This is a genomic window from Neorhizobium petrolearium, assembly GCF_017873175.1.
GTDB classification, from domain to species: Bacteria; Pseudomonadota; Alphaproteobacteria; order Rhizobiales; family Rhizobiaceae; genus Neorhizobium; species Neorhizobium petrolearium.
The window spans coordinates 321,638-346,663 of record NZ_JAGGJW010000003.1; the positions used below are offsets into that span (position 1 = coordinate 321,638).

Below are 25,026 nucleotides of genomic sequence, written 5' to 3' on the forward strand. Positions count from 1 at the left end.
CATGATTCTCTACGGCACCAATCCCATCGCCTGGTCGAACGACGACGACCGTTCGCTCGGCGCCCATATCAGCCTCGACCAATGCCTGGACGAAGCGTTTAAAATCGGATTCGACGGCATCGAGAAGGGGCACAAATTCCCGCAGGAGCCGCAAGCTTTGAAAACCGCACTGGAACCGCGCGGGCTGTGTTATGTATCCGGCTGGCATTCGCTGAACCTGCTTACGAATTCGGTCGAGGAAGAAAAGACCGCCATGCAACCGGCGCTCGATCTCCTCAAAACGATGGGCTCGAAGGTGATCATCGTCTGCGAAACCTCGAACGCGATCCACGGCGACGACAACAAAGCGTTGAACAACCGGCCGAAACTCGCCGAGGATCAATGGAAATCCTTTGGTGCGGGTGTCGAGACGCTGGCCGAATATGCGGCAAGCCAGGGAATTACGCTGGTCTATCACCATCACATGGGAACGATCGTTGAAAGCGAAGACGAAATCGACAAGCTGATGGAGAATAGCGGCCCGCACACCAAGCTCTTGCTCGATACCGGCCATTGCCTGTTCGGCGGCGGGGATCCGGAGCGCGTCGCGAGCAAGTACATGGCGCGCGTCAGTCATATCCATGCGAAAAACGTGCGGCCGGAAATCGCCCGTCAGGTTCGGGAGGGGAACCTCTCCTTCCTTGAAGGTGTCCGGCGCGGCGTCTTCACGGTTCCCGGCGATCGGGAAGGGGGCGTGGACTTCTCGCCAGTGCTGAAGATTGCCGCCGAACACGGCTACCGGGGCTGGCTTGTGATCGAAGCCGAGCAGGACCCGGATGTGCGCAACCCGTTCGAATACCAGAGCCTCGGGCTTTCCTCGCTGAAGGCGATGGCGAAGGCTGCCGGGCTGGACAAGGCGGAGGCGGCTGCATGACAAACCTGCTTCGAAAGCCGAAAGGCATATCCGGCAAAGTCCATGGCGTGACGCCCAAGGATGCGGGGTGGGGATATGTCGGTTTCGGACTCTATAAACTGAAACCCGGCGAAACCGCCGCGGAGAAGACCGGAGACAAGGAAGCCATCCTTGTGCTTGTCGAAGGCAAGGCCGAGATCAGCGGCGGGGGCAAGAATTTCGGAGAACTCGGCGACCGGATGAACGTGTTCGAACGCAAGCCGCCGCATTGCGTCTACATTCCCGCAGATTCCGAGTGGAGCGCCTGCGCCACCACCGACTGCGAACTGGCTGTCTGCACCGCACCGGGAAAACCCGGCCGCGAGGCAATGGCGATCGGTCCCGAAGGCCTGACGCTCAACACGCGCGGCAAGGATGCCAATATGCGCTACATCTATCCGATCGCGATGGAGGAGCGCGATGTGGCCGACAGCCTGCTCGTGACGGAGGTCTTCACTCCTCCCGGAAACTGGTCCTCCTATCCTCCGCATCGGCATGACGAGGACAATTTCCCTGACATGACCTATCTGGAAGAGACCTATTATCATCGGCTCAATCCGTCGCAGGGTTTTGGCTTCCAGCGCGTCTTTACGGAGGATGGTTCGCTCGACGAGACCATGGCCGTCTCGGACGGCGACCTGGTTCTGGTGCCCAAGGGGCACCATCCCTGCGGCGCGCCCTACGGTTATGAGATGTACTACCTCAATGTCATGGCCGGCCCGATCCGCAAATGGCGGTTCAAGAATCATCCGGACCACGACTGGATTTTCCGGCGCGACAATCCGTGACGCGCCGTTCGATATTCGCATGCCGTTCGGGAGGATGAGATGACAGGTTTGGGCGTCGGCCTGATCGGCACAGGCTATATGGGCAAATGCCATGCCCTGGCGTGGAATTCGGCTGCCGGCGTGTTCGGCGATGTGGAGCGGCCGAGGCTGGTGGCACTCGCCGAAGTGAATGCCGACCTCGCCGCCCGCAAGGCCGCCGAGCTGGGCTTCGCCACTTCGACGGGTAACTGGAGGGACGTCATCGACAATCCGGACGTGGACGTCGTCTCCGTCACCACGCCGAACGCCTTTCATGCAGACATGGCGATCGCCGCGCTCGAAGCCGGAAAGCATGTCTGGTGCGAGAAGCCGATGGCGCCGCTGCTTGCCGATGCAGAACGCATGCAGACGGCGGCCGCGCGATCCGGCAAGGTCGCCGCGATGGGCTACAATTATATCCAGAACCCGATGATCCGTCATATCAAGGCGCTGATTGACGCGGGCGCAATCGGTACCGTCAATCATCTCCGCGTCGAAATGGACGAGGATTTCATGGCCGATCCACAGGCCCCCTTCTATTGGAAGAGCGAGGCAAGCTCTGGCTATGGTGCGCTCGACGATTTCGCCGTGCACCCCTTGTCATTGCTCTTCGTCCTCTTCGGTCATGTGGAGGCAGTCATCGCCGACATTGTAAAACCCTATGCCGAACGGCCGATTGCCGATGGCGGATCGCGCGCGGTCGAGAACCATGATATCGCAAGCGTCCTGCTGCGGCTTGAGGGCGGCATCTCCGGCGTGCTCATGGCCAACCGCTCCGCCTGGGGTCGAAAAGGCCGCATCGCCTTGCAGATCTTCGGTTCCACAGGTTCGATCCTCTTCGATCAGGAACAGATGAACGAGATCGAACTCTTCCAGAATGCCGGGGGAAAAGCGGAACAGGGCTTCCGCAGGATTTTGGCTGCTCCGGTCCATGCGCCCTATGATCGCTTCATCCCCGCACCCGGCCACGGCCTTGGCTTCAACGACCTGAAGATCATCGAATGCCGGGAATTGATATCGGCGATCAGAGGCGAAAAAGCGCACCTGATCCACTTCGATGACGGCTTGAGGATCGAGCGCAGCATCCACGCCATGGCCCGTTCCTTTGCAGAACGCCGCTGGGTCCGCCCCCTGGAAAGCTAAGCGCTCTCCAGGGAATGGAGATGCAAGGACATGAAATCCATGCTGGCCCTCAATGCTGCGGCCGGATCGTCGAGTTCATGCACCTCTTCGGCAAAGGGCTCAAAGGAGAATGATCCTTCATAGCCACCACGGAGCAGCGTGCGAATCTGGCCAAGGTTATCGAGACGATCGCCTGCATCCACCAGCACTCGGTGGGAGTCGCGCAAACCGCCGACCGGCGTCCTCCTATCGGTCACGCCTGAAATATGCACCAGGCCGGTCAGCTGCGGAAAGAAATCCGCTTCTTCCGCGAGCATGTGGTGAAAGGTATCGTGAACCAGCCGGAAGGTCTTTTCGAAACCAAGTTCTCCGATTGCGTCAGCCGCTTCCCTCTTCGAACGCAGCGAGCAGCCGACAAAACCCAGGGGCTCGACAAGCCCAATGAGGCCCGCATCGTCGAGCAGCGGCCGCAACTGCCGCAGCGCGATCCTCAGGTCGCCGAGCCTGTCCTTGCCGGCATGGCTATGACCATCATTGACGGGAACGAGGACAAGCGCCTTCGCACCGCAAGCCTCGGCATAGGACACAAGGGCGCGCGCCTCGGTCTCACGCGCACCATTCCACTTGTTGAAGCGCTGCAATGCATTGATCGAAAGAATCGAGAGGTTCCGCTCCTCGGCGGTCGCTTTGACGTCTGCGGGAGGCGTACCGTCGAGGATTGCCCGACCGGGAAGATCGTTGCGGATTTCGACGGCGCTGATGCCCAGCCTCTTTGCAAGATCGAAAAACGAGCCGAGCGGCAGGCGGGTCGCCGCTATATGATTGAGGCCGAAGGCGATCGCCATCGCAGATGTTCCTTGTTCAGCGCTGGGCACGCTTCTTTTGGCGATAGACATCGGCGACGACAGCGGCAACGATGATCATGCCTTTGACGATCTCCTGATAATAAGCATCGACTCTCAGGAAGGTGAAGCCGGAGGTCATGACGCCAAGGATGATGGTGCCGATGACCGTGCCGGTGATCCGTCCTGCACCGCCGGCGAGCGAAGTGCCGCCGATGACCGCTGCAGCGATGGCATCGAGCTCATACATTACACCCATGCCAGCCTGCGCCGTTTGCGCACGGGCAGCAGTCACCACACCGGCAAGTCCGGCAAGCATGCCGGCAATTGCATAGACCTTGACGATATGCCGTTCCACATCGATGCCCGATACCCGCGCCGCCTGGACATTCGCACCGATGGCATAGGTAAACTTGCCGTAGCGGGTATATCGCAGCGCCACGTGGAAGATGACCGCAACCAGGAGGAAGACCACGACCGGCCATATGCTTGTTCCGACGAAAGTGAACTGCTCGGTGAGACCAGAGACCGGCTGGCCTTTGGTGTACCACTTCGAAATGCCGCGGGCGGTCACCATCATGCCAAGCGTGGCGATGAAGGGCGGAATTTTTGTCTTGGCGATCAGCTGTCCATTGATGTAGCCGGCCAGAAGTCCCGCCAGAATGCCGACCCCGATCGGAATGAAGAACGGCAGGTCCGTCAAGCTCGGGTAGAGTGCGCGCGGCCAGGTGGAGGACTGGGCGAAGCTGGCGGACAACATGGCCGTCATGCCGACGACCGATCCGGACGAGAGATCGATCCCACCGGTGATGATGACCTGGGTCACCCCCACCGCAATGATCCCGATCACCGATACCTGCAGGATCATGATTGTCAGTCGCTGCTGATTGAGCAGGAAGCTCTGCCCGACGAAGATCCAGCCGAGCAGTTCATAGACCAAGGCTATGCCGATCAACACGAGGAAGATGTTCACCTCCGGCGGCATCCGCCTCCGGCGATGGGCGGTCTTGACCTTCAGGTCAGGTTTGACAAGGCTTTCGCTGCTCATTTTTCCTCCCCGAAGCCGCCCTAGTGTGAGGCGAGTTCCATGACTTTGACCTGTGTTGCTTCCTCCCGGGTCAGAAATCCGGTAACGCGACCTTCGTGCATGACCATGATCCGGTCGCTCATTCCGAGGATTTCCGGCATCTCCGAGGAGATCATGATGACAGCGACGCCTTGTTTCGCCATTTCCGTGACGAGACGGTGGATCTCGGCTTTAGCGCCGACATCAATGCCGCGCGTTGGTTCGTCAAGGATCAGTATGCGCGGATTGGTCAGCAGCCAGCGCCCGATCAGGACCTTCTGCTGATTGCCGCCGGAGAGGTTCTCGATCTTCTCCTGCAGGCTCGGGGTCTTCACCCTCAGCTTGCGACACATATCCTCACATGCCGCAGCAACATCCGTTTCATGAACGAAGCCATTACTCACGAACTTGTCCTGCAGGACGGCGATCTGCATGTTCTCGAGAACATCGAGAATCAGCAAGCAGCCGGTGTCCTTCCGGTCTTCTGTCAGGAAAGCCATGCGATGACGGATGGCCGTGGTCGGATTGTCGATTACGACTTCCTTGCCGTCGATCGAGATCGTGCCCGATGTCGCAGGCGTGACACCGAACAAAGTCTCCGCGACGTTGGAACGCCCCGAACCGACCAGACCCGCAACGCCCAGGATTTCGCCGGCGCGCACCTCAAATGACACATCGCGGAAGATGCTTCCGAGCGTCAGTCCTTTGACCGAAAGGACGATCTCGCCGAGCGGTACGTCCTCCTTCGGAAACATCTGCGTGATCTCGCGGCCGACCATCATCCGAATGATGTCGTCGCGAGTGACGTCCTTGGAGGAGCGGGTGCCGATATATTTTCCGTCCCGGAAAACGGAAAACTCGTCCGCGATCTCAAAGAGTTCGTTCATCTTGTGAGTGATGTAGACGATGCCGATGCCTTGGTCGCGAAGACTGCGGATGATCTGGAAGAGGTGGCTGACCTCTCGCTCGGTCAGCGCCGAGGTCGGCTCGTCCATGATCAGGACGTCGGATTCATAGGAAACCGCCTTGGCGATCTCGACCATCTGACGATTGGCGACGGAGAGTTCCTTGACCGGAGTCTCAGGATCGATTGCTATGTTGAGACGCTGGAACAGCTCCTCCGTCCTGCGGCTCATCTCGCCATGATCGATCAGACCGAACCGGTTCAACGGCTCCCGACGGATCCAGATGTTCTCCGCCACCGTCATGTAAGCCATCAGATTCAGCTCCTGATGGATCATGGCAATTCCGTTTTCCAACGCGTCGAGAGGGGAATCCAGGCGGATATCGACCCCCTTGAGCTGTACGCGCCCCTGGTCTGGCTTGTAGATCCCCGCAAGTATTTTCATCAGCGTCGATTTACCCGCGCCGTTCTCGCCCATCAGCGCATGGACACTGCCACGTTTGAGGCGAAAGGAGACGTCGTCGAGCGCGACGACACCCGGGAATTCCTTGCGGATACCCTCTGCCATCAGCAGGAACTCCGCGTTCGGGATCGCACCGCTCTTGCGTATGGCGGCCATGGTTGCAGGGCTGACGGCCATTTTCGTCTCCTCCTCTCGCAAAAAAGCGAAGCATGGGCCATGCCGAAGCGCAGCCCATGCAGAACGGATCAGTTCTTGGCGATGAAATCCTTGACGTTTGCGGGCGTGACGAGCTGGAAGGGGATGTAAACCTTCTTGTCCACCTCCTCCCCTTTGGCAAGTTTCAGCGCAGCATCCAGCGCACCCTTGCCCTGGCCCGCGGCATCCTGAAACACAGTCGCATCCAGGTCACCCGCCTGCATGGCGGCAAGCGCGTCCTGGGTGGCGTCGACACCTGCGACGACGACGTTCTTCATATCCTTGCCGGCGGCCTTCAATGCTTGGATCGCGCCAATCGCCATCTCGTCATTGTTGGAGATCACGGCGTCAAATTCGATTCCACTGGAGAGCCAATTGGTGACAAGATCAGCACCTTGCGTGCGTTGCCAGTTGGCCGTCTGCTCCTCAACGACTTTCATGCCTTTGCATTCATCAGCAGCGACGACGTCATGCACCGCCTTGGTGCGCATACGGGCGCCCTGGTTGGAAAGTTCGCCCATCATGATAACGACATTACCCTTGCCGCCCAGCAGCCGACATACTTCCTTGGTTTCAAGCGTGCCAGCAACAATTTCCTCGGATGCCACGAAAGCCTGCTTGTCAGGCAGACTATCCACATTCACCGGTTCGCGGTTCACGTAGACCAGCGGAATGCCCGCATCCGCAGCAATCTTGGACATGGCCGTGGTGGCATCGGTATCAACCGGGTTGACGATAATCGCATCAACTCCGGCGGCGATAAAGTTCTGAATCTGACTCTGCTGCTTGGCGACATCGTTCTGCGCATCTTCGACCTGAAGTGTCACACCGTCGAGCGTCTTCGCATAGTCCTGCATGCCACTGCGCAGAACAGTCAGGAAGTTATCGTCGAACAACGCCATCGAAACACCAATGGTTTCAGCATGAGCCGCCGTGTTCAGCAAAACCGACAGAGCAGCGCTCAGGAAAAGCTTTTTCATGTGATGTCCTCCTCTGGGGTGTCCGGGCACCCGTCCATCCGGAAACCAGCCCTCCCGGCCGGTTGCATATCCGCACGCCACGCTCCCGACGCGGCAGCAAAACGGAATAAATGAACCGTTACTTTAGAAATGCAGATGATTTATTCCATTTTTCCGAAAACTAGTCAATGGTGGCCGCTGGAAATCGATTGCTGGCAGTCACCATAACGGAATGCGCGGCGCCTTTTTCGATACCCCAAACCGCATCACCATCCCATCGCCTCCCATCAATGACATGCGGCCGATATAAAATTCTTAATTCCTATATAATTTGGAATTATATATTCCAATTCGCATCTTCGAGGCTGAGTTTCTGAGACAACCGCCGAGGATTGTCTTTCCAAACCTGATTTTGCATTTGCAAATGCAAATGAAGAGCCGGCTAGGGCGAAGACGCGCTCCACGGCCACACCTTGCTTCCGGCTTTGATGTTTTATCGGCCGGGTATCCGCTGCATGCCGGCAAACTCATTTCGCTAGACTATTGAAAATATTTGGTACGAATAAAAAATTCCAATATTAATTGACAGAACGGAATTATCTAATAGGTTGTGCCTGCCAATACGAGGGACAAGTGCCGGAACCGGATCATGGAGAAACGAGATAAGCTCTTCATCTTTGATATCGGCGGCGTTTTCGTGAAGCTTGATCCGGCTTCACGTGACCGGGCCATATCACGGGCCGGGGACACCGATCTCTCATTCCGCTACAGCGATGCTCCGGAGGCAATCTTCCGGAATTTTCGATTGGGGCGATCAACGGAACCCGATTACGTGCGCAAGCTCGCCGACATGTTCGCAGTGTCATCAGATCGCATTTACGAAGCCGAACATGCCTACGTTGCCGAAGGATACGGCGAATTCATAGACTTTGTCCGGCGGCTGCGAAGGCACCATCGGGTCGTGTGCCTGAGCAACAATCAGGCCATTCACTGGCGCTACATAAGCGAGAATCTTCTAGGCCCTGGCTATTTCGACCATGAATACCTTTCACATGAAATAGGCCTGGAGAAGCCTGACCACATGATTTTTCAGGAAGTGTCACGAACCGAGCGATGCTCCGACAAGGAAGTCGTCTATGTCGATGACATCGAAGAAAATATCATCGCAGCACGGAAGATCGGATGGCAGCATTGCATCGTGCATCGCGATCCGGTTGAAACGGCGAGAATGCTTGAGGCGCTTGCCGCCGATCAGCCCTTGAACTGAAAAGGATGGAGTCCCGCCATGGCACGGATGACCCTCAATGGCATCAGAAAGAATTTCAACGCTGTCAATGTGCTGCACGGCATCGATCTCGAAATCGCCGACAAGGAATTCATCGTTTTCGTTGGGCCGTCGGGATGTGGAAAGTCGACGCTGCTCAGGCTGATTGCCGGTCTCGACTCGATCAGCGCAGGTGAGTTCCGCGTCGACGACAGGCGCATGAACGAGGTGGCGCCTTCCAGGCGCGGAATTGCCATGGTCTTCCAGTCCTACGCGCTCTATCCGCATATGGATGTCTATGAGAACATGGCTTTCGGCGCGCGCCTGATGGGGCTGGACGGGATCGAGATCGATCGTCGCATCGATGAGGCGTCCAAAATGCTACGGCTCGACCCGCTGCTCAAGCGCAAGCCGCGGGAACTCTCCGGCGGGCAGCGCCAGCGCGTCGCGATTGGGCGTGCTCTGGTCAGAAAGCCAAAGGTCTTGCTGCTGGACGAGCCGCTATCCAACCTGGACGCAGCGCTCCGCTCCGATGTGCGGCTTGAGATCGCCAGGCTTCACCGGGAGATCGGCGGCACGACGATCTACGTCACCCATGATCAAGTCGAAGCCATGACGCTGGCCGACCGTATCGTCGTCATGAATAACGGCAAAGTGGAACAGTTCGGCAGCCCGCGGGAACTCTACGAAAGACCTGCGAACACATTCGTCGCGACTTTTATCGGCTCGCCGCGCATGGCGCTCCTCAACGTCGAGCGGAGCGGCAATAACCTCGGACTTGCCGGATCAGGCTCCGTTAGGCTCGACAGGCTTCCGCCCTCGGATGAGCGGGACCTGGTCATCGGCGTTCGGCCTGACGCGCTCACGGTTTCTACCGGCGAGGCGACCAGCGGTTTCCGGGGCAACGTCGTCTACACCGAATACCTGGGCGACAATACCTATGTCTATGTGAGGCTCGGCGACGGAACGCTTGTCAGCGTCCGGTCCTCCGACGGAACAGCTCTTAAGCCCGACGCGCCTGTCGTGGTGAGCGTCGCTCCGGAAGCGGTGCATTATTTCAGCCGGACAACGGGGGAGAGGTTGGCGGCCTGAAACCATGTTTGTCTCCTATAAATATCAAAGAGGAAGGAACCAGATGAAAAAGCTAGTTTTGAGCACGATAGCCGCGCTGGGAGCTTTGGCGACGGCTCTGCCGGCGGCCGCGCAGGAATTGACGTTCTGGAGCTGGCGCCAGGAAGACAAGGCGCAATACGAAAAGTTCATCGACGCATTCGAAGCGAAGAACCCGGGCATCACCGTCAAATTCGAGGCTTTCGAGGCGACCAATTACAACACCATCCTGTCGACGGCACTCGCCGGCGGGTCGGGCCCGGACGTGATGTTCGCCCGCGCGTATGGCGGCCTTGAGACGGTCGCAAGTGGTGGTTACCTGCTACCCCTCGACAAGGACAACGTGCCTGCTTTAGCAAATTTCGCACCGGCTGCGCTCGCTGCTGAGAGCATGCGTTCAGACAAGACGACCTATGCCGTGCCTTTCGCCAGCCAGACCATGCTGGTCATCTACAACAAGGACGTCTTCGAAAAGAACGGCATCAGCGAGCCGCAGACCTGGGACGAACTTGTCCAGGTATCGGAAAAGCTGAAAGCGGCAGGCATCATGCCGTTCGCAAACGGAACGGCGACTGCGTGGCAGAATGAAGTGGTCGTTGGCGGCATCGCCTCCACGATCATGGGTCGCGCCTTCTATGACGATCTGATGGGCGGCAAGGCCGACTTCACCGACAAGCGCTATGTCGAGGCGCTTACCAAGCTTAAGGAAATCAGCAAATATTTCCCCGACGGTTTCATCGGCCTCGATTATGCCTCCGCGCAGCAGCTCTTTTCTTCGGGCATGGCGGGCATGTTCGTCGGCGGCTCCTACGAACTGTCGAATTTCAAGAAACAGAATCCCGATATCAAGCTCGGCATCTTCGCCACTCCCGGCCTGAAGGCGGAAGACGAAAAGCTCGTCGCGCAGTATTTCGATGGCGGCTATGCCGTCAACGCCAAGACAGCAAACAAGGAAGCGGCGCTCAAGTTCGTGAATTTCCTTGCCAGCCAGGAGTTCGGGCAGATGTTTGCAGACGGCTTGAACAACATCTCGGCTGTGCCGGGTGTTACGTTCAGGAATGAGCTCCTGGGCGAAGTGGCGGAGCTCAACAAGCACTCCATCCCCTATATCATGCTGGTGCATTTCCGTTACGGTGAGCCATCGGGTTCCGTCCTCTTGCAGAGCGAGATCCAGAAACTACTCAGCGGCAAGGCGACCCCGGAAGAGGTCGGCAAGAACCTGACGACCGGGCTTGCCAACTGGTACGCCCCCTTCAAGAAGTGATCCAGATGCAGGGGCAGCAACCGCTGCCCCCTCCTAACATGAAGAGAGTTGTGATGCCCGGATCGCCTCTTATGGCGCGCAGGCTATGGATTTCGGCGCTCATCGTGCCGCCGCTTGCCTTCGTTGCTCTGTTTGTCGTCTACCCTATCGCTTCGGCCTTCGCCTATGCCTTTTTCCAATGGCATGGATTGGCGCGAGGCGAATTTGTCGGCTTCGCAAACTTCTACAAGGTCCTGTTCACACAGCCTTATATGGAATGGACGGTCAACGCTTTCCTGCACAACGTCCTGGTCTTCTTCGCGCTGATGGTGCTGCAGAACGGCGTCGGCTTCCTGCTTGCCTATTGCCTCTGGCGTGAGTTGCCGGGTGCAGCGTTCCACCGCATCTCCGTCTTTCTTCCCGTAGTGCTCTCGACCATTATCGTCGGCTTCCTATGGAAGCTTTTCCTCCATCCGCTTTTCGGAGTGGTGAATATCTCGCTTCGCGGCGTCGGGCTTGGCAGTCTTGCGCAGCCCTGGCTCGGGCAGGACTCCACCGCGCTCTGGGCGCTGATCGCTGCCAACGCCTGGCACATGGTGGGCTTTCCGACCTTGGTTTTTCTCGCTGGCATGCAGCGCATTCCAGGTGAAATTCTCGATGCGGTCCGGATGGAGACCGAGAGCGAGTGGGTCAAGATCAGCAAGATCGTCTGGCCGCTGGTTGCGCCGAGCGCGACCGTCGTCTTCACGCTGCTCTTCGTCGGCAGCTTCAACTGGTTCGAACTGCCTTATGTGATGGCAGGCCTCGACGGTTCCCCGCATGGCGCCACCGACGTGCTCGGCCTCTATTTCTATCGGACGGCATTCGGCAACCAGTCAGGCGCAGCGCAGGATTTCGGCGCGGGCAGCGCGCTCGCGGTCCTCATTTTTCTCTTCATTGCCATTGTGGCGGGTTTCATCACGTTCAGGCTGCGCGCCAGAGAGATTCAGATATGAGCGCTGCTTCCGAAAGCTACTACGACCGGCGGGGCGTTCTGTCCGCGCTCGGCCGGGACGGTCTTATTCAGATCATCCTGATCCTGAACACAGCAGTCATGCTTGCCCCCATCGTCATCATGGTCTTTGCAGCATTCAAGACGAATGCACAGATCTTCCAGTCGCCCTTTTCGATCCCCGATTTTTCCAACGTCACCAATATCGTGAAAATCTGGACCGAAACCAACTTCTTGAGATATCTCCTCAATTCGGTGATTGTGACGACCTCGGCGATCGTCATCATCCTGGCTCTCGGCACGATGGCGGCTTATGGGATCGCAAGATACCGGTTCTGGGGCGCAAGCTTCGTGCTGATGTTCTTCCTTGCCGGACTGACGCTGCCGTTGAAGCTTGCCATCATCCCGCTGTTCATTCTCATGCGTGATCTCGGCATCCTGAACACGCAGCTCTCATTGATCCTGATCTACGTCGCGATGGGCCTGCCAACAACGGTCTTCATCATGACCGGCTTCATCCGCACGTTGCCTAACGAGCTCGAAGATGCCGCGCGCATGGATGGCGCGAGCGAGCCGAGGATCATGTGGTCGATCATGCTGCCGCTGGTGCGACCGGCGCTTGTCATTTCTTGCATTCAGAACGTCGTTCCTATCTGGAACGATTTCTTCTTTCCCCTGATCTTCATCCAGAAGGACAACCTCAAAACGCTTCCTCAGGGGCTTACGACTTTCATGGGCGAGTATACGACCGACTGGGGTGTGCTATTTGCCGGTCTGTTGCTGTCCTCTGCACCGGTCATCATCGTCTACATCATCATGTCGCGTCAGTTCATCAACGGCATGACAGCGGGCGCGGTGAAGTAGAACGGGGCTCGTCCGGAGCGATGGTGAAAGTCGAGGCGGAGCACCCTCGGCATGGCTACCGCGTACTGCCGCCGAAAGACGGGCCCAACTGCTCTCAGACAATGCTGACGTTTGCACGAAAATTTGATCACGGGATACAAGCTCAGGAAGAGAGCGAATAGCCATCTCATGCGTGTTCGCATCCAGAGGGCATGGGAGGCCCGCTCGTCCAGAGATAGACGAAATACCCCACCATCCTTGATGAATATCAAGAATTTCCTTTTCCCGCCTCCCGAATACTAAACTAAAAATGGAAATATTTCCTGCCAATGAAATGTATGTTTAGAAGCCAAAATTATACCAATCTGATTTTCCATCTAGTGACTTTGACATATGCTCGCTTGAGGGTGTATTAGATATTAGAGAATATAAAAAATCTAATTTAACCAGAAAATCAGAAATCTACTCCTTATGGCTGACAGAATAGGAAGCTTTGATAACAAGTGAAATCAGGGGGAATCCGACTATGGACATGGAGCAAGAAAAAAGGACGGGCTCAATAGTTCTGATTGACATCCTTGAGATGCGGCGCGCCTGCCTTCTATCCGCACTCGAGCCGTGGGCGCGTAACGCAGCTTTTGAGCTTATATCTTATGCACCCGACGATATTCATAGGTTCAATGATGACTATGGGGATCTCATTCGCCTAGTGATTATCAATATGGGAGGAGCATCACTAAGCGATCACAAGCAACAAGAATTGCTCATGGCAGTAAAAACGGCGTTCAAGGGCCCTTATGCCGTTATCTCGGATAGGCATGATCCAAATGACGCTGTCGTAGTTGCAGGCTTAGGCTTTCAGGCATTTCTGCCTGCAGCTTTGCCTCTTGATATAGTAAAACGGGCCTTAAGCTTTATCATCCATGGGGGGACTTATTTCCCTCCTGAAGCGTTCCTTGCAAGCCTCTCGGCATCGGTGACCGCCGGCGCTAGTCTGCATCATCGTTCATCTGAAACCTCGGCGACCCTTACGCAACGCCAGCATGAAGTGCTTGAACGTCTACGGTTCGGAAAATCGAACAAGCACATCGCTCGGGAACTGAACATGCAAGAGGCTACGGTGAAGGTTCATGTCCGGCAAATCATGCGAAAACTCGGGGCGACGAACCGAACGCAAGCTGCATTGCTTGCACAATCTACGATGCATCCTGCGGGCTCGGGTCTTGCTTCCGATCACGTTTTCAATGAAATCCCACCAGACCTGTTGGGCAGCCTATCAACACGGGAAAGAATGGCTGCTGTGCCGCCCAGGGGTTGAATCCATTCACCGCTTCAGCTCCGTCCTTGGCAATCACCTGAATAAAAGCGCCGACAGGCCGATTACGGAAATGCGTGCTTCGAAGTTTCGCATCAGGGCTTGCGGTAGCGCTTGATTCATCTGAGCGATGTCGTCAAATCCGGAGCCGAAAGCCTCCGAAGATTTATCCGCCCACGAGAGGTGTGAGAAAGCTGCTTTCGAGAAGGCGTTGGCTCGGGACCCGATTGTGAGCCACGAAACCCTCCGTGCCCAGTTCACCTTGACGAAGCAGCAAGAGCAGGCTCGCAGCATAGCCCGAAGCAACGGCGGTCATGGCATTAAACGGACCGAGAGCGGAATTCGGGCGGAACTTCACGGATAGCGAACGTTCAACCTTCCGATTGTCGCTCAATCCTTTCGCCGTCAGGAAGAGCAGCAACACGTCGTCCTCGATGATCGGAAGACCATTCAAGAACAGGGACCGCAGCATGTCGCGCCGAAATTTCAGGCCGAGGTCGTCCAGCAGGAAGCGCATATAGTCGAGATGACCTGGATAGCGCAGCGTCTTGAACGTAACGTTCCTAGCCTTCATTTGACGGAACAGTTCGAGATCCTTGAGACCGCCTGACGTGGTGAACCCCTCATAGGCAACGCCATCCAGCATGATCCGCTCGATATCCTCCAACGGTGTGAGAGTTGTCATGCGACCGTCACGGATGGCTTCACAGGGCTTCGTATATTCGTCGATCAGACCGTCAACATCCCAAATCTGCCCGTAACCCAGACGGTTGGTGGGAAAGCGTGGTATGGAGCCAACCCGGATGGTCAGATCCTGGATCGGGCCAGAATCGGCAATGAGGCCGGTCGCGATGTTTTCGACGATACCGGGTGCAACGCCGCAGCCATTCAGAATAACTCGTTGGCGGGCAAGGGGTTCGAGTATCTGCCGCGTATCGGGCTGGAGAGGGGAGAAATCGAGAAAGTGTGTCCCGGCCCCTACCGCAGCCTTTGCGATTTCCGGCACGAGACGCTGAGGTACAGCCGCTACGGTTGCATCTCTTTCCCGCAGGAGAGCCGGCAGTTCGTCCCACCGGCGGAAAAGATGAGACTTCACCGACAGGTGTCGGTCACGAAGCCCATCGAGCGCCTGCTCCGACGGGTCTATCACCAGAACCGAGAACTCTTCCCGTGCGCTTAAGGCGATTGCCAACGCGGAACCGATCTTGCCCGCTCCGAAAATCGTGACCTTGAATACTGTCATGTTCCCCTCAGCCTCTGAAACGCGCCACAAAAGCCTGAAGGCGTGGATTCTGTGGATTAAGGATGACGTCGTTGGCGGATCCGGCTTCGGCGATGACGCCTTGATCCAAGAACAGCACGCGGTTTGCGACATCAGCGGCGAAAGCCATCTCGTGCGTGACGATAGCCATCGTCATGCCTTCTTCGGCAAGACGGCGAATGACAGCCAGGACTTCACCGACGAGTTCCGGATCAAGGGCACTCGTCACTTCATCGAGAAGGAGCACTTCCGGCTGCATTGCCAATGCACGGGCTATGGCGACGCGTTGCTTCTGCCCACCGGAGAGATGGTTCGGATAGGCAGCGTGCTTCTCTGCGAGGCCGACTTGGGCGAGCAGGTCCATTGCACGCTCCTCGGCCTCCCGTTTCGATGTCTTGCAAACGATGATCGGGCCTTCGGTCACATTCTGCAGGACGGTCTTGTGAGGAAAGAGGTTGAAGTGCTGGAAGACCATGCCGACATGACGCCTCAAGGTGCCGATGCCGATTTCCTCGCCATTATCGCGGAACCGGTCGCCAACCTTCTTCTGGCGAAAGCGGATCGTGCCTTCGGTCGGGATTTCCAGCATGTTGAGACAGCGGATGAAGGTCGACTTTCCCGAACCGGAAGGACCGATCAGCGCGACGACCTCGCCGCGCGTCAGGCTGAGGTCGAGGCCTTTGAGGACATCGTGCGTGCCATAGCTCTTGCGCAGCGCAATGGCTTCGATCACGGACGCATCGGTGTGATTGTTCATTGTCATGATCGTGTTCCCGCTCTCTTAGTCGCTTACCCGAAGGCGCCGCTCGATCCAGTCGGCTGCCTGTGTCAGCGGCAGCAGCATGAGAATGTAGAGCGCGGCCATCACCGTATAGGATTCCAAGGGTCGGTAGGTCTGACCGTTGACCACGGCTGCCATGTAAGCGAGGTCTGCAACCGAGATGACCGAGACCAGCGACGTGTTCTTGAACTGGATGACCGACTGGTTGATGAAGGAAGGCAGGACGCGCTTCAGCGCCTGGGGCAGGATAATGCGTGTCATCGACTGCCATGGACTCATGCCGATTGCTGCTGCAGCTTCCCGCTGGCCGCGGTCAATGGAGACGATCCCGCCGCGGAAAATCTCGGCATAGAAGGCGCCGACATAAAGCGAAAGCGTGAGCATGCCCGCCACCCGATTATCGATCGAGCCGCCGACTAGCAGGGGAAAGGCATAGTAGAACCAGAGAAGCTGCACCAGAAGCGGAGTGCAGCGAAATATCTCCTGGTAGATTCTTGCGATCGTCCTGAACATCCACCAGCGCGACAGGCGCGCAGCGCAGGTGGCAAAGCCGATGATGACGCCGAAGAAGATCGAACCGATCGTATAGAGGACGCTGATCCAAAGGCCGTAGAGAAACAGATCGTAGAACTGCCAGACCGAATGAAAATCCCAGTTATAGGTCATTGCGCCGCTCCGGCTTCGCGCTGGGCTTTTTCCGGCGCCCTATAACACCGTGCGCTGCTGGTCTTGGCAGTCATATGCGTTCCCCTGGTCTTTGAGAGCCGCCCAGCCTACGGGCAAGGCCTTGCTCCATGCAGTTTCCTACGTCGATTGGCGCCGAACAATGCAAAGCTCTCCGGCCGGCTTATCGTATTTCTTGGAAGGCTGCGGAAGCGGCGCTGAACCTATTGAGAATACCGGCCAGCTTTTCACGGTTGAAATCCGAAACCGACACAAGGGGAAGCCGCATTTCCGGCCCGGCCAAATTGGCCAAGGCAAGTGCCGCTTTTACCGGTCCCGGGTTGGACTCGATGAACATGCCGTCAGTGAGTTCCGCAATCAATTCATGAAGCGCAAGAGCACGTGCCGCATCTCCGGCCTGCCAAGCTTCGAGAAGCAGCGCCATTTCGCGGGGCGCGACGTTGGCGACAACGCTGGTTACGCCAATGGCACCGAGCGACAGGAAAGGAAGCGTCAGACCATCATCGCCCGAGTGGATTATCAGCTTGTTGCCGCACGTGCGGCGCAACTGGGTGATCCGTGCCGCAGAGCCGCCGGCCTCCTTGATGGCGACGATATTGGGATGGAGATCCATCAGCGTCGCGCAAGTTTCGGGCGCAATCTCCACGCCGCACCGGCCCGGAACGGAATAAAGCATGATCGGCAGGCTGGTGGCTTCCGCAGTTGCACTGTAATGGGCAATGAGACCTGCCTGTGTGGGCTTGTTGTAATAGGGCGTGACAATCAGCAATGCATCTGCGCCGGCCTTTTCCGCACGCTTGACTTTGTCGATGGTTTTCCTTGTGTCGTTGGAACCGGCGCCGGCCATGACCATGGCCCGGCCAGCCGCAAGTTCCTTTGTCCGGGCGATCAGCCGATCGGCTTCATCATCCGAAAGCGTAGCTGCTTCTCCGGTCGTGCCGACCGGCACGAGGCCGGCAATACCGGCAGCGATCTGGCGTTCGACCAATGCGCCGAACGTGGAAAAGTCGACGGCATCACCTTTGAAAGGCGTTGCGAGTGCCGTGAAGACGCCTCTGAAGCGGGCGACGAGATCGTTCATCGAATTGATCCTTTCTTTGTCAATCTGCCAGGCTGTCGGAAAGGCTGTAGCGACCGGACGGACTCGCCCGCGAGACCAGCCATTGGGCTGCCGCCAACGCACCTTCCGCATAGGCGGCGAGCGTGTGCACCCGATATGTGAAAATCGCTTGGGCCGATCCCAGGTCGAGACGGACTTCGTTAATGCCGACAGTATCGCCCTCGCGGTGAACGATGATCGGCGGCTCAGGCGCTGAAAACCCCATAGCGCGGCTTCTGGCCTCGTGCAGCTGTTGTGCCAGAAGCATCGAAGTTCCCGAAGGATTGGCTTTCTTGCGCGCGTGATAAGTCTCTGCGATGGAAGCATCCGCTTCCGGCATGCGGTTGGCAAAGCCAGTGGCGGCAAGGCGGAAAGCCTCGAAGCCGTGGGCAAAATTGGCGCTCACCAGGATCGGGCGATAAGCAGCGTATCTCGTGAGTTGCTCATCCTCTTCAACGCTGAAACCGGTGGTGCCGATGACAACCGGGATCGGTTTACTACCGATATCCGCCTGCAGGTTCATGCTCGCTGCGGTCGTCGAAAAATCGATCATCACGTCGCAATGGCTCTTTATAGCCGCCTCGGGCGGGCGGTATTCGATACTGCCGCCATTGACGGGCATGCCGACCAGTCTGGAGCGAGGGGAGACGAGTGCTGCGGCGAGCTCCAGGCCCGGATTGGCAAGAATGAGCTCCACGAGATGTGTTCCAACCCTTCCAGAAGCGCCGACGACTCCGATACGCATCTTCGCCTCCTCAATCGATCACGACCTTGGGCTCCGACATCTCGCGAAGCGCGATGCGGACACCTTCCCGCCCCAGGCCGGAGCGCTTGACGCCACCGAAGGGCACATGCTCAGCGCGGAAATCCGGCCCTTCGTTGATCATCACGCCGCCGACCACGAGATCACGCGAAAACATCTTGATGAGCGCATGGTCGTTGGTGAAAACACCGGCCTGCAGGCCATAAGCACCGGAATTCACCTCGGCGATGGCCTCAGCCGAGTCGGAAAAGCTGCGGATAGCGATGACCGGCCCGAAGGTCTCTTCGGCAATCAACGGTGCGCCCGGTTCCACGCCGGAAATAACCGTCGGGGCAAAGAGCGTCTTCTCACGCGTGCCGCCGTGCAGCAGCCGGGCGCCGGCGGCAATGGTTGCATTGATCCGATCTTCGACCTGCCCGGCCGCCGCTTCGTCGATGACCGGCCCCATGTCGGTATCGTCCCTCGACGGATCGCCGAATTCGACCGCACCGACTGCAGCCAGGAGTCTTTCGGTAAACTCTTTCTCGATCGCCTGGTGCAGGTAGAGTTTCTTGACGGCAGCACAGCTCTGGCCGGCGATTTCGAAACGATGGCCGATCGCTGTGGCGACGGCCCTATCGAGATCGGCATCCGGAAGCACGAACAGAGGATCATTCCCCCCTAACTCCATCAGGCAACGCACAAGCCCGCTGGCATTCTTGAGCGCAAGGCCCGCTGCCGGCCCACCGGTGAAGGACAGGAGATCGATCGGCGCGCGGACGAGCGAGAGAGCCGCCTCGGCGCCACCGTGAACGATCTGGAAGATATCCTCAGGCCACCCGGCCTTCAGCGCCAGTTCGCGCAGGCGGGCGGCGGCGAGCGGTGCCTTCGGCGACGGTTTCGCCACGACGGCATTGCCTGCGGCAATCGCCGGACCGAGTTTGTGGCAGAGAAGGTTGAGCGGATAGTTGAACGGCGTAATGGCACCTACGACGCCGACCGGCTCATAGGTGATGGTCGCCAGGCGATCGGCCCCTCCTTCGACGATGGCGCAATGAAGCGCCTCGCCATCGAGAAAGGTTGCCGCATCGCCGGAAAGCCGTAGTGTATTCTGCGCGCGGCGCGTTTCATTACGGGCTTCCCTGATGGTCTTGCCCATCTCGGACGAGATGATCCGGGCCATGTTCTCGGCATCGGCGGCAATCTCCGCTGCGAGTGCATTCAGCATGGCTCGCCGCTGCGCGGGCGTCGAACGGCGGAACTGCCATTGTGCCACCTTGGCGCGCCGGACCGCGGCTGCGATCTCTGTTGCGTCGCTCTCTGCGACTTCGCCGACGACCGAACCGTCGAAGGGATTGCGCACCATGACCGCGTTTGCGGCCGGAAAGCTTGCGCGTTGCATCTGTGTCATCTCAGAACCTCGTCTTGTCCTTCGGCGTGGGGAGGCACGCCCACCAGCGTGCCGATCGAAACAGGTCTTGCCGGCCAGCGCCGGCCGATCAGGTCACCGGGTGCCGGCGCCGGGATATCGGGCCGCAGCCGGGCCATGAGAGCCGCTGTATTCGCCGCGCAGAAGCGCCCCTGGCAGGCGCCCATGGCAAAACGGCCGTTGTGCTTGATCTCGCGGCCGGTCAGCGGATCGGGCCGGCTGCAAAGCTGGCGCAGGTCGCCGACGGTCCTACCTTCGCAACGGCAGAGGATCGTTTCGTCGGTCAGGCCATCCAAGAGAGAGCCGGACTGCACTGGAGCAAAAATACGGGCAAGTACGGCCTGCGACCGGCGATTGCGGGCGACAAGCTCCTCAAGCTCGTTGATCTCGTGCCGACCATGGGCCAGCAGACCCGCCATCATTCGCCCTGCGCGTTCGCCATCCGCCTCGGCGGCAACTGCGCCCAAAGCTTCGCGGCAATCGCCGGCGTGGATCACAAACGGTGCGGCCCGATTTACCGTCGTTTCCGGCGGCATGCCGAAATCGTTGGGCCGAATCCCGTCATGGAGACCGATGCGGTCCGCGAGAATTCGTCGCCGGCTGCCCTTGCGATCCTCGATGACGGCTGCAAGATCCTGTCCTTCCCTCTTGATGGAGACGAGCCGGTGCCCGCGCAACCACGGAACGCCGTGGCGATAGACTGTCCGGAGGTAGGAAAAAGCCTCTGCGAAAAGTCCTGGCGAAATCAGTATCTGCAGTCCTGCCGCGAGTTCCTTCGCCGGATCGCCGGCTTCCACAATCGCGACAGGCGGATTGCCGAGCCGCGCCATCTGAGCAGCGACTGCAATCAGTAGCGGCCCGCCACCGGCAAGCAGGATGCGGCCCTGCGGCGCCCGGCCGGTCTCCTTCATCATGACCTGCAATCCTCCGACCGTGGAGACACCGGCCAGATGCCAGCCGGGGCGCGGATAGACCTTCTCGACGGCACCGGTGGCAATGATCACGCCGCGAGGCTGCAGCCGGTCGAGTTTGCCTCTATCCCGATCGTCGATCAGGAATGTTCCGTCCCCATCGATCCCCAAGAAGACGGAATGGGTTCTGACCGGGACACCGGACTCGGCAAATCGTGTCGAAAGGCTCTGCCAACGCCGCTTTGCGGCGGCAGCCTGCGGTACCGGTTCGACGCCGTCGACCGGTTGCCGATAAATGGCACCGCCCGGTGCATGGCGCTGTTCGATCACCTCAACCTTCAGGCCCGTTCGAGAAGCGGCAATAGCCGCCGCAAGGCCGCCGGGACCAGCCCCGACAATGATGATGTCAGGCTCGCTCATGACCGATCCTCCAGAGGCGTGACGGTCATGCCGCTTCGCGCCGGCGTCAGGCAGGCTTCACAAGCCGTACCATCGACCCGGACGAGGCACGATTGGCAGGCACCGATTCCACAGAAATAGCGGGTTTCCCGGCCGAGCGCGTCCAGACCCAGGCGGACGATACCCGCAGCTTCCAGCGCCGCTGCTATGCTTTCGCCAGGCCGGAAACTGATCTCCCGACCCTGCCAGATGAAACGATTGACACTCATGCGGCCACCATGCCGGATTTGAAGCGCGCCGGGTCGAAAGGCACAAGATCGATGGAAGGGGCTTCCCCGCACACCAGTTCAGCCACCGTCCTGCCCACGATGGGACCTAGGCAGATGCCGTCGCCCTCGAAGCCGGTGGCGACGAAGGCGTTGTCCAAGCCGGGCACGCGCCCGATCAGCGGAAGCCCGTCGAGGACGGCCGTGCGATTGCCGGCAAAGCTCCGAAGCAGGCGGACATGCACAAGTTGCGGTACTAGAGCGACCGCATCGGCGAGAATCTGGGAAACGGCACCAATATCATTGGTGCGCCGGTCTCCGTGATCTTCCCGTGTTCCGCCAATCAGAAACTGTCCAGTCACAAGCGGATCGATGACAAGACCCAATCCACGGGCCGGTGTTGGCGCTCCGGGCTTGCGATTGCCCTTGGACATCAGATAGCGCCCGGACATGATGGAACCCGCGAAGGCCGCATTCAGCCTGGGGGCGCGTTCGGTCACCAGGAGCTGCCCCTTGCGCGGGATGAGGATATCCGCAAGCCCCAGCAGGGTCGCTGAGCCGGTTCCCGCCGCGATGACGACGACATCGGCTTTGATCTGACCTTTATGAGTTTCGACCCCAAGCGCTCGTCCATTTGCGTCGCGAAGAAGCGCATTTACCGGTGTATGGCGGTCAACCACAATGCCGGCGGCAGTCAGCAGGCGATGGACAATCTGGTAGCCGATCGCATGTCCCTCGCCATGCACTTGCACCGCGAGCCGAGTAGAGGGAGAAAGCGCGGGCAGCACCTCGAAAAGTGCGCCTCCGGTCAATCGCTCGATGCGAACACCCGCTTGTTCAAGCGCATCAGCATGAGCTTCCAGCACCGCGCACTCTTCATCAGAAGTTGCGACGATAAAGGTTGACCGGCTTTTGAAAAGGCCGGCGAAAAGCCCTTCGTGCTCAAGCTCGCGATAAAGCGCCACGCCGGCGATTGCCGCGACCATCATCGGGCCAGGCCTTTTGCTGGCGACCGAAACGGCACCGTCGGCCGCTCCAGTTGCCTCGGCGGCCGGAGCCGAAGCTTCGAGAAGCTGCACTCTTATCCCGCGGCGCGTCAGAAAATAGGCAATCGCGGCACCGACAATGCCGGAACCGATGACGATTGCTGTTTGAGGTATGGAAGAGCGCATCGAATGAACTGGTGCTGTTGCTTTCTTTGCACCGATATTGAAGTCTGCTGCCTCGGGCCGTCGATACAAGATGACGGTCTTCCGTCCTCACGAAATTTGTATCGGCTGCAGAGCCGATCAGTCCTAGAGCGTCTGGCAAGGGGGAAACGACGTGGCGAAGATCAGTCTCACTCTCATCCAGACCTTCTACCAGGTCGCGCGACACGGTTCTTTTTCGGGTGCGGCCCGGGAGCTCAATCTGAGCTACCAGTCGGCCGCCAATCACGTCCGCCGCCTGGAACAGATCCTCAAGGGGAAGCTCATAGAGTCCGAGCAGGGGGCAAAGCGCATATCGTTAACGCCCCGCGGAAGGGCGCTTTACAGTCTTCTCCATCCTGAACTCGACATCATGCTCGAACGCCTGACGAAACTGATCGAGAGCCAGCGCTCGTCACTGCGGGTGGGGATGCCGCAGGCGATCTTCTTTTACCTGTTCCCCAAGGTGCTTTCCCGTTTCAGGGAAGCTTTTCCAGACATCGAATTCTCTGTCTACGAACGCGATACGGTGCTCGCGGAACTCGTCAAGAACGGCAGCCTCGATGTCTGCATTTCGGAACGCTATTTCGGTGATCCAGTTGTGCCACAGCGTCTGCTGGGCAGCTACCGGCTGAGCCTTGTTTTTCCACGCAGCTGGGGCGAGCCGCCCGAGCAGCAGGACATTCCCGCCTGGGCGGAAGGAAAGCCGTTCATCACCTATGAGCCGGGACAGACGCTCCGCAACCTGGCGGTTGACTTTCTCGGACGCGACGGTGCGATCGTGCAGCCGGCCATCTCTACCTCGGGAAGTTCAAGCGTTATGCGATGCGTGGAGGCAGGGCTCGGCTTTTCGATTATCCCCTCCTGGTGCGTCGGCGCGGCGGATGTGGCCATCACCGCGGTCAGGCTCACCAATCTCCCCGAAGTACGCGTCTATTTCGGCAGCGCAGGCTTTCTGCAGACGCACCCGACAGTTCAGCGGCTTTTCGACGACTGTCTCCGGGAACTGGTCGGTCCCGTCTTCGATCCGCCACGGGGCAAGGAATATGCTCACCCGCCGCCCTGACCAGCGACATATAAAAAAGACGATAAGTACCTCCGAGTCTCTAGCATTGTTCCCGCTCCATTCGGGGATAGGCTTGGCTTTGTTCGGAGATGCGGCACCCGGAACTTGGGAAGCCGACCGAAAACAGGAAGATTTCTTGGGGAACAACGGAGAGACTGACGATGAACTTGATTTCGAAAATTTGCAGTGTGGCGGCGGTCGCACTGTCGCTGTTCGGGACGGCCGCCGGCGCAGGCACGATCGAGGATGTCCGTGCGCGGGGGGTGCTGCGCATTCCGGCGATCCTCAATGAAGTCCCGTATTTCAACAAGGACGTGCGAACTGGCGAGTGGCAGGGGTTCGTCATCGATATGGCTAAGGACATCGCCAAGACGCTCGATGTGAAGCTCGAAGTCGTCGAGTCGAGTTGGGCAAACGCCATTCTCGATGTCCAGAGCGGCAAGGTCGACATGGCTTTCGCGGTCACGGCGACCCCGGTGCGCGCCCTTTCGGTATCCTTCTCCGATCCGACCTATTACAACAGCTTCGTCCTCGTCTCGGCGAAGGACGACCTGACCGACAAGAGCTGGAACGAGCTGAACGACCCGAAATATACCTTTGCCGTCGATCTCGGATCGGCCCAGGACCTGATCACCCAGCAGTATCTGCCGAAGGCGAACATATTGCGTTTCAAGACCCGTGACGAAGCCATAGTCGCCGTCACCACCGGCAAGGCCGATGCCCTCGTGAACACCATGCTGAACGGGCTGGTGATCACCAAGAAGGCTCCGGCGATGGGCAGTGTCAAGGTTCCGACCCCGGTCCTGTCGACGCCGTCCGTCATCGCCGTGAACTATGGCGCGGACGAAACCTTCAAGAGCTTTGTTTCCGCCTGGGCCGAATACAACCGGCGTATCGGCAACAACCAAACCTGGATATTGAAGAGCCTCGACCCATTCGGCATCACGCTCACCGACATGCCGGTCGGGTTCGGCTTCGGCGGATAAGATATTCCGACGCTAATACGGATCGGCCATCGGCGGGCGCTGGTGGCCGATCCAAGCATTTGCATTAGGCCTGAGGATTACCTCGCCCAGCGTTTTTCGCGGCCTGCTCCAGAAGATTCTGGCAAAGCGTTCTCCGTCGGATTTCCAGCTATAAGTTCTTA

24 protein-coding genes are annotated in these 25,026 nt (G+C 58.6%); 11 read left to right on the forward strand and 13 right to left on the reverse strand.

Features of this window, described 5'->3' with window-relative positions:
• Position 1: 1 nt before the first annotated feature.
• From iolE to J2046_RS07750, 3 genes are read left to right on the forward strand one after another with little or no spacing between them, the layout of a single operon-like run.
• Positions 2-913, forward strand: a complete 912-nt coding sequence (iolE, locus tag J2046_RS07740) for a myo-inosose-2 dehydratase (RefSeq protein WP_210050689.1) — start codon at positions 2-4, stop codon at positions 911-913.
• Complete coding sequence (gene iolB / locus J2046_RS07745; protein ID WP_210050690.1) at positions 910-1,719, forward strand: 5-deoxy-glucuronate isomerase; 810 nt, start codon at positions 910-912, stop codon at positions 1,717-1,719. Before iolE ends, iolB begins: the two co-directional genes overlap by 4 nt.
• Positions 1,720-1,758: 39 nt before the next feature.
• Positions 1,759-2,880: a Gfo/Idh/MocA family protein gene (locus J2046_RS07750; protein WP_210050691.1), complete on the forward strand. Its 1,122-nt coding sequence runs from the start codon at positions 1,759-1,761 to the stop codon at positions 2,878-2,880.
• Here J2046_RS07750 and J2046_RS07755 read toward each other — a convergent pair.
• From J2046_RS07755 to J2046_RS07770, 4 genes are all read right to left on the reverse strand, one after another.
• Positions 2,877-3,704 carry a TIM barrel protein gene (locus J2046_RS07755; RefSeq protein ID WP_210050692.1) on the reverse strand — a complete coding sequence of 276 codons (828 nt, stop codon included), beginning with the start codon at positions 3,702-3,704 and terminating at the stop codon, positions 2,877-2,879. The genes J2046_RS07750 and J2046_RS07755 overlap by 4 nt on opposite strands.
• 16 nt (positions 3,705-3,720) lie before the next feature.
• The gene (locus J2046_RS07760; protein WP_210050694.1) at positions 3,721-4,749 is read right to left on the reverse strand and encodes an ABC transporter permease; all 1,029 of its coding nucleotides are present in this window, start codon (positions 4,747-4,749) and stop codon (positions 3,721-3,723) included.
• Positions 4,750-4,769: 20 nt separating this feature from the next.
• Positions 4,770-6,311 carry a sugar ABC transporter ATP-binding protein gene (locus J2046_RS07765; protein WP_210050697.1) on the reverse strand — a complete coding sequence of 514 codons (1,542 nt, stop codon included), beginning with the start codon at positions 6,309-6,311 and terminating at the stop codon, positions 4,770-4,772.
• Positions 6,312-6,379: 68 nt separating this feature from the next.
• Positions 6,380-7,309, reverse strand: a complete 930-nt coding sequence (locus J2046_RS07770; protein ID WP_210050698.1) for a sugar ABC transporter substrate-binding protein — start codon at positions 7,307-7,309, stop codon at positions 6,380-6,382.
• A 628-nt stretch (positions 7,310-7,937) separates the two neighbouring features.
• Here J2046_RS07770 and J2046_RS07775 point away from each other — a divergent pair.
• The 6 genes from J2046_RS07775 to J2046_RS07800 all read left to right on the forward strand — a co-directional run bounded on the left by J2046_RS07775 (position 7,938) and on the right by J2046_RS07800 (position 14,057).
• Complete coding sequence (locus tag J2046_RS07775) at positions 7,938-8,555, forward strand: HAD-IA family hydrolase (RefSeq protein WP_325169733.1); 618 nt, start codon at positions 7,938-7,940, stop codon at positions 8,553-8,555.
• An 18-nt stretch (positions 8,556-8,573) separates the two neighbouring features.
• A complete protein-coding gene (locus J2046_RS07780) occupies positions 8,574-9,644 on the forward strand; it encodes an ABC transporter ATP-binding protein (protein WP_210050701.1) in 1,071 nt (356 codons plus the stop codon).
• Between the two features lie 43 nt (positions 9,645-9,687).
• Positions 9,688-10,926 carry an extracellular solute-binding protein gene (locus J2046_RS07785; RefSeq protein WP_210050702.1) on the forward strand — a complete coding sequence of 413 codons (1,239 nt, stop codon included), beginning with the start codon at positions 9,688-9,690 and terminating at the stop codon, positions 10,924-10,926.
• Positions 10,927-10,979: 53 nt separating this feature from the next.
• Positions 10,980-11,900, forward strand: coding sequence for a carbohydrate ABC transporter permease (locus tag J2046_RS07790; RefSeq protein WP_037152132.1), 921 nt, complete (start codon positions 10,980-10,982; stop codon positions 11,898-11,900).
• Entirely contained in the window at positions 11,897-12,760 is an 864-nt protein-coding gene (locus tag J2046_RS07795) for a carbohydrate ABC transporter permease (RefSeq protein ID WP_210050703.1), read from the forward strand. The genes J2046_RS07790 and J2046_RS07795 overlap by 4 nt, the downstream gene beginning before the upstream one ends.
• A 505-nt stretch (positions 12,761-13,265) precedes the next feature.
• Positions 13,266-14,057: a helix-turn-helix transcriptional regulator gene (locus J2046_RS07800; RefSeq protein ID WP_210050704.1), complete on the forward strand. Its 792-nt coding sequence runs from the start codon at positions 13,266-13,268 to the stop codon at positions 14,055-14,057.
• Positions 14,058-14,220: 163 nt separating this feature from the next.
• Here J2046_RS07800 and J2046_RS07805 read toward each other — a convergent pair whose 3' ends face one another.
• From J2046_RS07805 to J2046_RS07845, 9 genes are all read right to left on the reverse strand, one after another.
• Positions 14,221-15,297 (reverse strand): saccharopine dehydrogenase family protein, encoded by a 1,077-nt coding sequence (locus tag J2046_RS07805; protein ID WP_210050705.1) that lies wholly within the window; start codon positions 15,295-15,297, stop codon positions 14,221-14,223.
• A gap of 7 nt (positions 15,298-15,304) precedes the next feature.
• Positions 15,305-16,078: an amino acid ABC transporter ATP-binding protein gene (locus J2046_RS07810; protein ID WP_325169734.1), complete on the reverse strand. Its 774-nt coding sequence runs from the start codon at positions 16,076-16,078 to the stop codon at positions 15,305-15,307.
• Between the two features lie 18 nt (positions 16,079-16,096).
• A complete protein-coding gene (locus tag J2046_RS07815; protein WP_210050706.1) occupies positions 16,097-16,762 on the reverse strand; it encodes an amino acid ABC transporter permease in 666 nt (221 codons plus the stop codon).
• A 181-nt stretch (positions 16,763-16,943) separates the two neighbouring features.
• Positions 16,944-17,861, reverse strand: coding sequence for a 4-hydroxy-tetrahydrodipicolinate synthase (gene dapA / locus J2046_RS07820; RefSeq protein ID WP_210050707.1), 918 nt, complete (start codon positions 17,859-17,861; stop codon positions 16,944-16,946).
• Positions 17,862-17,880: 19 nt separating this feature from the next.
• A complete protein-coding gene (locus tag J2046_RS07825) occupies positions 17,881-18,624 on the reverse strand; it encodes a 4-hydroxy-tetrahydrodipicolinate reductase (protein ID WP_210050708.1) in 744 nt (247 codons plus the stop codon).
• Positions 18,625-18,634: 10 nt separating this feature from the next.
• On the reverse strand, positions 18,635-20,032 hold the full coding sequence (locus tag J2046_RS07830) for an aldehyde dehydrogenase family protein (protein ID WP_210050710.1): 1,398 nt from the start codon (positions 20,030-20,032) through the stop codon (positions 18,635-18,637).
• On the reverse strand, positions 20,029-21,381 hold the full coding sequence (locus J2046_RS07835) for an FAD/NAD(P)-dependent oxidoreductase (RefSeq protein WP_210050711.1): 1,353 nt from the start codon (positions 21,379-21,381) through the stop codon (positions 20,029-20,031). Before J2046_RS07835 ends, J2046_RS07830 begins: the two co-directional genes overlap by 4 nt.
• Positions 21,378-21,629 carry a 2Fe-2S iron-sulfur cluster-binding protein gene (locus J2046_RS07840; RefSeq protein ID WP_210050712.1) on the reverse strand — a complete coding sequence of 84 codons (252 nt, stop codon included), beginning with the start codon at positions 21,627-21,629 and terminating at the stop codon, positions 21,378-21,380. The genes J2046_RS07835 and J2046_RS07840 overlap by 4 nt, the downstream gene beginning before the upstream one ends.
• The gene (locus tag J2046_RS07845) at positions 21,626-22,798 is read right to left on the reverse strand and encodes an NAD(P)/FAD-dependent oxidoreductase (protein ID WP_210050713.1); all 1,173 of its coding nucleotides are present in this window, start codon (positions 22,796-22,798) and stop codon (positions 21,626-21,628) included. Before J2046_RS07845 ends, J2046_RS07840 begins: the two co-directional genes overlap by 4 nt.
• 151 nt (positions 22,799-22,949) lie before the next feature.
• Here J2046_RS07845 and J2046_RS07850 point away from each other — a divergent pair, with 151 nt between their 5' ends.
• Entirely contained in the window at positions 22,950-23,879 is a 930-nt protein-coding gene (locus J2046_RS07850) for a LysR family transcriptional regulator (RefSeq protein WP_210050714.1), read from the forward strand.
• Between the two features lie 161 nt (positions 23,880-24,040).
• Positions 24,041-24,865 (forward strand): transporter substrate-binding domain-containing protein, encoded by an 825-nt coding sequence (locus J2046_RS07855; RefSeq protein ID WP_210050715.1) that lies wholly within the window; start codon positions 24,041-24,043, stop codon positions 24,863-24,865.
• The last annotated feature ends 161 nt before the right edge of the window (positions 24,866-25,026 follow it).

What these genes read in the sequence shown, in the direction of transcription:
- iolE (WP_210050689.1), top strand. Translation starts at nt 2, where the DNA reads ATGATTCTCTACGGCACCAATCCCATCGCCTGGTCGAACGACGACGAC.
- J2046_RS07810 (WP_325169734.1), bottom strand. Translation starts at nt 16,078, where the DNA reads ATGACAATGAACAATCACACCGATGCGTCCGTGATCGAAGCCATTGCG.
- dapA (WP_210050707.1), bottom strand. Translation starts at nt 17,861, where the DNA reads ATGAACGATCTCGTCGCCCGCTTCAGAGGCGTCTTCACGGCACTCGCA.
- J2046_RS07755 (WP_210050692.1), bottom strand. Translation starts at nt 3,704, where the DNA reads ATGGCGATCGCCTTCGGCCTCAATCATATAGCGGCGACCCGCCTGCCG.
- J2046_RS07775 (WP_325169733.1), top strand. Translation starts at nt 7,938, where the DNA reads ATGGAGAAACGAGATAAGCTCTTCATCTTTGATATCGGCGGCGTTTTC.
- J2046_RS07855 (WP_210050715.1), top strand. Translation starts at nt 24,041, where the DNA reads ATGAACTTGATTTCGAAAATTTGCAGTGTGGCGGCGGTCGCACTGTCG.
- J2046_RS07765 (WP_210050697.1), bottom strand. Translation starts at nt 6,311, where the DNA reads ATGGCCGTCAGCCCTGCAACCATGGCCGCCATACGCAAGAGCGGTGCG.
- J2046_RS07825 (WP_210050708.1), bottom strand. Translation starts at nt 18,624, where the DNA reads ATGCGTATCGGAGTCGTCGGCGCTTCTGGAAGGGTTGGAACACATCTC.
- J2046_RS07750 (WP_210050691.1), top strand. Translation starts at nt 1,759, where the DNA reads ATGACAGGTTTGGGCGTCGGCCTGATCGGCACAGGCTATATGGGCAAA.
- J2046_RS07815 (WP_210050706.1), bottom strand. Translation starts at nt 16,762, where the DNA reads ATGACCTATAACTGGGATTTTCATTCGGTCTGGCAGTTCTACGATCTG.
- J2046_RS07795 (WP_210050703.1), top strand. Translation starts at nt 11,897, where the DNA reads ATGAGCGCTGCTTCCGAAAGCTACTACGACCGGCGGGGCGTTCTGTCC.
- J2046_RS07770 (WP_210050698.1), bottom strand. Translation starts at nt 7,309, where the DNA reads ATGAAAAAGCTTTTCCTGAGCGCTGCTCTGTCGGTTTTGCTGAACACG.
- J2046_RS07785 (WP_210050702.1), top strand. Translation starts at nt 9,688, where the DNA reads ATGAAAAAGCTAGTTTTGAGCACGATAGCCGCGCTGGGAGCTTTGGCG.
- J2046_RS07800 (WP_210050704.1), top strand. Translation starts at nt 13,266, where the DNA reads ATGGACATGGAGCAAGAAAAAAGGACGGGCTCAATAGTTCTGATTGAC.
- J2046_RS07780 (WP_210050701.1), top strand. Translation starts at nt 8,574, where the DNA reads ATGGCACGGATGACCCTCAATGGCATCAGAAAGAATTTCAACGCTGTC.
- J2046_RS07830 (WP_210050710.1), bottom strand. Translation starts at nt 20,032, where the DNA reads ATGACACAGATGCAACGCGCAAGCTTTCCGGCCGCAAACGCGGTCATG.
- J2046_RS07760 (WP_210050694.1), bottom strand. Translation starts at nt 4,749, where the DNA reads ATGAGCAGCGAAAGCCTTGTCAAACCTGACCTGAAGGTCAAGACCGCC.
- J2046_RS07845 (WP_210050713.1), bottom strand. Translation starts at nt 22,798, where the DNA reads ATGCGCTCTTCCATACCTCAAACAGCAATCGTCATCGGTTCCGGCATT.
- J2046_RS07835 (WP_210050711.1), bottom strand. Translation starts at nt 21,381, where the DNA reads ATGAGCGAGCCTGACATCATCATTGTCGGGGCTGGTCCCGGCGGCCTT.
- J2046_RS07790 (WP_037152132.1), top strand. Translation starts at nt 10,980, where the DNA reads ATGCCCGGATCGCCTCTTATGGCGCGCAGGCTATGGATTTCGGCGCTC.
- J2046_RS07840 (WP_210050712.1), bottom strand. Translation starts at nt 21,629, where the DNA reads ATGAGTGTCAATCGTTTCATCTGGCAGGGTCGGGAGATCAGTTTCCGG.
- J2046_RS07805 (WP_210050705.1), bottom strand. Translation starts at nt 15,297, where the DNA reads ATGACAGTATTCAAGGTCACGATTTTCGGAGCGGGCAAGATCGGTTCC.
- iolB (WP_210050690.1), top strand. Translation starts at nt 910, where the DNA reads ATGACAAACCTGCTTCGAAAGCCGAAAGGCATATCCGGCAAAGTCCAT.